Origin of the sequence: Pseudomonas lundensis (assembly GCF_001042985.1) — a bacterium.
Classification (GTDB): domain Bacteria; phylum Pseudomonadota; class Gammaproteobacteria; order Pseudomonadales; family Pseudomonadaceae; genus Aquipseudomonas; species Aquipseudomonas lundensis.
Map to the genome: position 1 here is coordinate 1 of NZ_JYKY01000065.1, position 1723 is coordinate 1723.

The 1723-nt window shown below is 62.2% G+C and carries 1 protein-coding gene; it reads right to left on the reverse strand.

Going from position 1 to position 1723, the window contains the following annotated elements; genetic code table 11:
* Nucleotides 1-1700 (reverse strand): type VI secretion system Vgr family protein (locus TU74_RS22840; RefSeq protein WP_048377746.1); only part of this gene is annotated, 1700 nt, incomplete at its 3' end.
* Between the last annotated feature and the right edge of the window lie 23 nt (nt 1701-1723).

Genomic DNA, 1723 nt, shown 5'->3' on the forward strand with positions numbered 1-1723 from the left:
ACGCTCTGTCCGGCACGGGTATGGGCGCTGGTTGCAATGTGCAGATGATCGCTGCCCAGGATCTGCACTTTGCGGTCCGCGCTGACGGTGCGCTGTTCTTCGGCCTGGAGCACGCTGATGCTGTTGCCGGTCACGGTTTCGCTGCGCTGGCCGTCGACCTGCAAGCGGCTGTCGTGTTTGATGTGTTGCTCAAGGTCACGCTGCGCATGCAGGTAGATCAGCTCCTGGCCTTGGCGGTCTTCGATGCGCAGTTCGTTGTAACCGTTGCCGCCGGGGGTGCTGCGGCTGCGGAACACGCTTTGGCTCTTGTTGGCCGGCAAGTCCAGCGGTAACGGGTTGAGGCTGTTGGCCAGGCACCCGGAAATGATCGGGCAGTCCGGGTCGCCGTTGACGAAGTCCACCAGCACTTCCATGCCGACCCGCGGCACGCTGACGCCGCCATAGTGCGCCCCGGCCCAGCTCGACGAAACCCGTAGCCAGCAACTGCTGCGTTCATCGGTGACGGGGCTGCGGTCCCAATGGAATTTGACCCGCACCCGGCCATACGGGTCGCAATGGATTTCTTCGCCAGCCGGGCCGGTGACGCGGGCGGTCTGACTGCCGAAAATGCGCGGCTTTTCGTACACCGTCGGGGCACGAAAGGTGCCGATCTCCGGCGTTCCTTCAAAGGTGTTGCGATAGCCCTGAAACCCTTCGTCGGCGGCGGGCGCCGCTTCTTCCAGCACTTGCGGCTGGTGGCCTTCATGCCGCACGCGGCTCAGCAGCCACTGTGCGTTGTTTGCAGGGGTCGGGTGCTCGCTGAGGGTCAGAAAATGCCCGCTGAGCAAGGCGGGCTGATCGCTCTGGCCGCTGACCACGCAGTGTTGGGCCTGATGGCGCTCCAGCGTGCGCAGGCTATGACGCTGGCCTTCTTGATCGCGGGTGAAGCGGCCGGGGTAGGTGTAGCGTTCCAGCGGGCGCATGCTGGAGGGCGAATGGCTGTCTGCCTCAAGGGTGCGCCCGGCTTTGTCGAAGTCGTAATCGCGGGTAAACGTGCGGTTGGTGCAGGCTTGCAGGCTCATCTGAAAGTCATGGACGACAGGGCCTTGCGCAACCAGGCCATTGCCCGGCACGTAAGGGGTCGGCGTTTTGAGCGGGGTAAAGGCCTGTTGTTTATCGCCGAATACCAGCTCATGCCTGTCAGGCGAATGCCTGAAGTAATAGTGAAAACCCTCCTCAAAACACAGCCGCTGGATGAAGTGCAGGTCCGACTCGCCGTATTGCACGCAATAGTCGCGAGGCGGGTACTCCGAGAACCCGGCAAAGCTATAGACGTCACTGAGCAGGCCGTGCTCTTCAAGCACCTGCCGGATGATCTGCTGCACGCTCAGCTGCTGGAAAATCCGATGGTTGGTGCGATGCGCGAGGTACGCAAGGCTTGGGACCAGGGTCAGGCGGTAATGGGTCAGGCGCTTGCCGGTACTGGCGCGGGTGATGCGCTCAATCTGGCCATGAATGCCGTGACCGGGGCCAAACGAGAGCCAGGCGGGCTGGTGCAAGAGGGTTTCGAGGTCAAGACTGGCCTGCTCACTGACCAGTTGAATGTCAAAGGAAAACGGCTCGCTGATGGCCTCTTCGCCTTTGAATGCCAGCACCGAAAAGGGCTGGTCGCTGCCCATGAGGGTCAGCTGGAAGCGGGTTTGGCGGCTAACGGTGGACATCCTTGGTTCCTCAGAAACTGAGG